The organism is Mycobacterium sp. KBS0706 (genome assembly GCF_005938675.2).
In the GTDB taxonomy this organism is placed as follows: domain Bacteria; phylum Pseudomonadota; class Alphaproteobacteria; order DSM-16000; family Inquilinaceae; genus Inquilinus.
The window spans coordinates 1-3971 of record NZ_VCCH02000213.1 but is presented as its reverse complement, the minus strand read 5'-3'; the positions used below and the strand labels follow the sequence as shown (position 1 = coordinate 3971).

Annotated in this window: 3 protein-coding genes; 1 reads left to right on the top strand and 2 read right to left on the bottom strand. The window is 67.9% G+C overall.

Going from position 1 to position 3971, the window contains the following annotated elements:
- Positions 1 to 128 precede the first annotated feature (128 nt).
- Both FFK22_RS41085 and FFK22_RS41080 read right to left on the bottom strand, forming a co-directional pair.
- Positions 129 to 1823: an intermembrane transport protein PqiB gene (locus FFK22_RS41085; protein WP_138893588.1), complete on the bottom strand. Its 1695-nt coding sequence runs from the start codon at positions 1821 to 1823 to the stop codon at positions 129 to 131.
- Positions 1816 to 3096: a paraquat-inducible protein A gene (locus tag FFK22_RS41080; protein ID WP_221939274.1), complete on the bottom strand. Its 1281-nt coding sequence runs from the start codon at positions 3094 to 3096 to the stop codon at positions 1816 to 1818. The genes FFK22_RS41085 and FFK22_RS41080 overlap by 8 nt, the downstream gene beginning before the upstream one ends.
- Positions 3097 to 3422: 326 nt before the next feature.
- Between FFK22_RS41080 and FFK22_RS41075 the strand changes: the two genes are divergently transcribed.
- On the top strand, positions 3423 to 3908 hold the full coding sequence (locus tag FFK22_RS41075; RefSeq protein WP_138893587.1) for a hypothetical protein: 486 nt from the start codon (positions 3423 to 3425) through the stop codon (positions 3906 to 3908).
- Positions 3909 to 3971: the final 63 nt, after the last annotated feature.

The window sequence follows — 3971 nt, the reverse complement described above, 5'->3', positions numbered from 1 at the left end:
CGTCACCGGCCGGCCCCCGACCGAGGCACCCGGCACCGTCACCAGGGTGTAGACCTTGGGCGGGGTCGAGGAGCAGGCCGCCGTCCCGGCCAGCAGGATGGCGAGGGCGGCGCGGCGGGACAGCATCATCAGTTGAACCCTTCGGTCTTGCCCCGGATCAGCGCCTCGGGGTGCTGCTCGAGATAGTCGGTGAGAACGCGGACCGAGCGCAGCGTGTCGTCGACCTGGCTCATCAGCCGGGTCAGATCGCGCTTGAAGGTCGAATCCGCGCCATAGCCCTGGTTGATCGAGCCGAGCGTGCCGCTCAGCCGCTGCACCGCCTGCTGCGCCGTGGTCAGGAGCGGCGGCAGCTTCTGGATCACCGGGCCGAGATCGGTGTTGGCCTGGCCCAGCAGCTGCTGGGTCGAGGACAGGGCGCCGGCCAGCGAGCGCAGCGACTCCGTGATCTCCGGCGCGGCCGCGAGGGTCTGGAAGGATTTCAGCGTGGCGTTGATCTGCTGGATCATCTGGTCGAGCGGCAGCGACGACACCTTGTCGAGGATGCCGTTGATCGAGCGCATGGCGCTGTCGAGCTGCCCCGGCACGCTGGGGAGCACCGGGTAGCGGTCGCCCGTGCCCAGCTCCGCTGGCGGCGCGTCGGGATCCATCTCGAACGTCACCACCATCGCGCCGGTCAGCAGGTTGCCGGTCTTCAGCTGCGCCCGCAGCCCGCGCCGGACCAGCGCCGCCACATTGGCGCCGGTGGCGAAGGTCGGGTCGGTGCCGACCACCTCGATCCGCTGCGGCTCCACCTCGATCGTGACCGGGATCCGGGCCCGGCCCGCGGCGACATCGTATTGCAGCCGGACATCGGTGACTTGGCCGATCTTGATGCCTTGCCATTCGACCGGGGCGCCCGCCGTCAGGCCGCCGACCGAGCCGTCGAAATAGACCAGGTAGGGCAGGCGGATCGTGTATTCCGACTCCTGCATGCTGGTCTGGTCCTTGTAGAGGGTGAAGCTGGTGCCGGTCTTCGCCGGCTCCCCGGTCCGGGCGGTGGCCGGGGTGTCGAAGGCGATGCCGCCGGCCAGCACTGCCTGCAGTGACTCGATCTGCAGGCGGAAGCCCTGCGGCCCGGTGGTCAGCGAGATGCCGGCGGCGTTCCAGAATCGGGTGCCGGCATAGACCTGCTTGTCATAGGGGGCGCGGATGAAGGCGTGGATCGTCACCCCGGCATCGAGATTCGAGGAGTCGAAGCCCATCACCTGGCCGACTTGGACGTCGCGGAAATAGATCGGCGACCCGGCACCGATCGAGCCGATCCGGTCGGCGGTCAGCAGGAATTCGGTGCCGGGCATGTCGGCCCGCACCACCGGCGGGTCCTCAAGCCCGGTGTAGCTGTGCTCGCTGGCGCCCTGGCCGGGGTCGAGCTCGATATAGGCGCCGGAGACGATGGTGGAGAAGCCGGTCAGCCCGCCGCTGGCGGAGAGGCGTGGCCGGACCACCCAGAACCGGGTGCCTTCGCGCAGATGCGGCGCCGCCTCCTTGGTCATCTCGGCCGTCACCTCGACATGGCTCAGATCCTCGGACAAGGAGAGGCTCTTGACCGTGCCGAACACCACCTCCTTGTGCTTGATCTGGGTCTTGCCGGCTTCCAGCCCGTCGGCGGTCTGGAAGCTGATGGTGATGGTCGGCCCCTTCTCGGAGAGGGTGATCCAGGCGAGGTAGACGCCGACCAGCGCGGCCACGATCGGCACCAACCAGATCGGCGAGAACCGACGCTTGCGGTCGATGCGCGGCGCGGCCGGTGCCGGCGCGGTGGTGTCGCGCAGGGCTTCAACCATGGTTCTCTCCCGCCGCGTCCCAGATCAGGCGCGGATCGAAGCTCATCGCCGCGATCATGGTGGTGATCACCACGGCGGCGAAGCACACGGCGCCGGCCCCGGGCTCGATCGTCGCCAGCTCGCCGAGCTGGACCAGCGCAACCAGGATCGAGATCATGAAGATGTCGATCATCGACCAGCGGCCGACCGCCTCGACGATGCGGTAGATCACCGTCCGGTTGCGCAGCTGCCCCGTCTTGCCGCGCTGGGTGGTGACCAGCAGGTAGATCAGCCCGGCCAGCTTCAGCACCGGCACGGTGATCGAGGCGAAGAACACCAGCGCCGCCAGCGGCCACATGCCGGAATCGGCCAGCTCGATCACCCCGCTCATGATCGTGTCCGGCGCGCCGCTGCCCAGCGAGATCACCGTCATCACCGGCAGCAGGTTCGCCGGGATGTAGAGGATGATCGCGGTCACCACCAGCGCCCAGGTGCGGGTCAGGCTCTCCGGCCGGCGGCGGTGCAGCACGGCGCCGCAGCGCGGGCACTCGCCATGGCCCACGGCCGGCAGGTTGGAGACCAGGCCGCAGCCATGGCACAGGGCGGTGGGCCGGCGCGGATCGGCCGGCGGCGGCGTCGGCACCAGGCCACGGCGCTCGAACTCGCGCCACACCGTCTCGGTGTCGAGGCTGGTGCCGGCGGCGATGATCGCCAGCATCAGCCCGCCGACCGAATAAAGGCCCGGCCCGACCACGATGGTGGCGAGGTCGATCAGCTTCACATAGGCGACGAAGACGCCGAGAAGATAGACCTCCATCATCGCCCAGGGGCCCAGCAGGTCGGCCCAGCGGTACAGAAGCGGCAGCCAGCGCGGCGGGCGCCGCAGCCGCAGGCCGCCCAGCACCAGGGCCAGCGTGCCCAGCCGCAGGCCGGGGGCGAGGAACATGGTCAGCGCCACCACTGCCGCCAGCTCCCACAGCCCCTGCCGGTATAGCGCGTAGACGCCGGTGACCAGGCTGGTGCTCTGCACCCGGCCGGAGATCTCCAGCGAGATGAAAGGCAGGAAATTCGCCATCAGGAACAGCACCAGCCCGGCACAGGTATAGGCGAAGGCGTGGTCCAGCGAGGTGGCGCGGACCTTGTGCAGCGTGGCGCCGCAGCGCGTGCAGCGGGCGGCGGTGCCGTCCGGCAATACCGGCACGGCATGGCCCAGGCCGCATTCATGGCATTCCATCAGGCGCGGCGCGCCCGAAGGGTGGACCGGCGCGGGACCTGATCGGTCTGCGACGTTCAACTCAGATCCACTCGGTGCCAAGATCCCGTCCCGGAAGTATCCCCCGGGCATCATGGCTGCCCGTCCCCCCAATGTCATCAACGCGTTGCCAGAGGGAGCTATGATGACAGCTGCATTCTACCAGAATGATTTCGATGCTGCTCCGCAACAATTCCGGCTCCATAATATTGTATGAGCGGGATCCGATAGCCGTCGCCTCAAAGTCATTGAACATTCTCTATTTTTCTGCCCAGAATACCGGCAGATCGCAAGAAGTTTCGGCTCGTCAGGCCGCAAGCGGCACCACGCCGAGAATTCAGAACACGATATAGAAGAGGGGGAAAGATATGGCACTCGGTTTCTTCAAAGCCCATCGCGGCCGGATCGTCCTCGCTGCGGCACTTCTGGTGCTGGCCGCGTGCTCGAGCCAGGGTGGCGGCTCAGGCACCGCCACCGAGGCGGTCAAGAACCAGACTCCGTCCGGCACCGTGGAGATGCATCAGGTCCAGGCCGCCTTTATCGGCAGCGGTGCCACCGGCGACGGCACCCTCCGGTTCCGGGGCCGGTCCTATCCGTTCACGGTCTCCGGGCTTGGCGTCGGCGGCATCGGCGTGTCGACGATCGAGGCCACCGGCGAGGTCTACGACCTGGCGAAGGCCGACGACTTCGAGGGCGCCTACGTCCAGGGTCGCTACGGCTTCGCCATCGGCGAGGAGAGTGGCGGCGCCCTGTGGCTGAAGAACGACAAGGGCGTGGTGATGCGCCTGAAGGCCAAGCGCACCGGCCTGATGCTCAGCCTGGGCGGCGATGCGGTGGTGATCACCTTCAAGTAAGGGGGAACTGGGTCGCCGCCTCTTTGGACATAGATTTTTTCATCCTCCCCCTCCCCCGCGGGA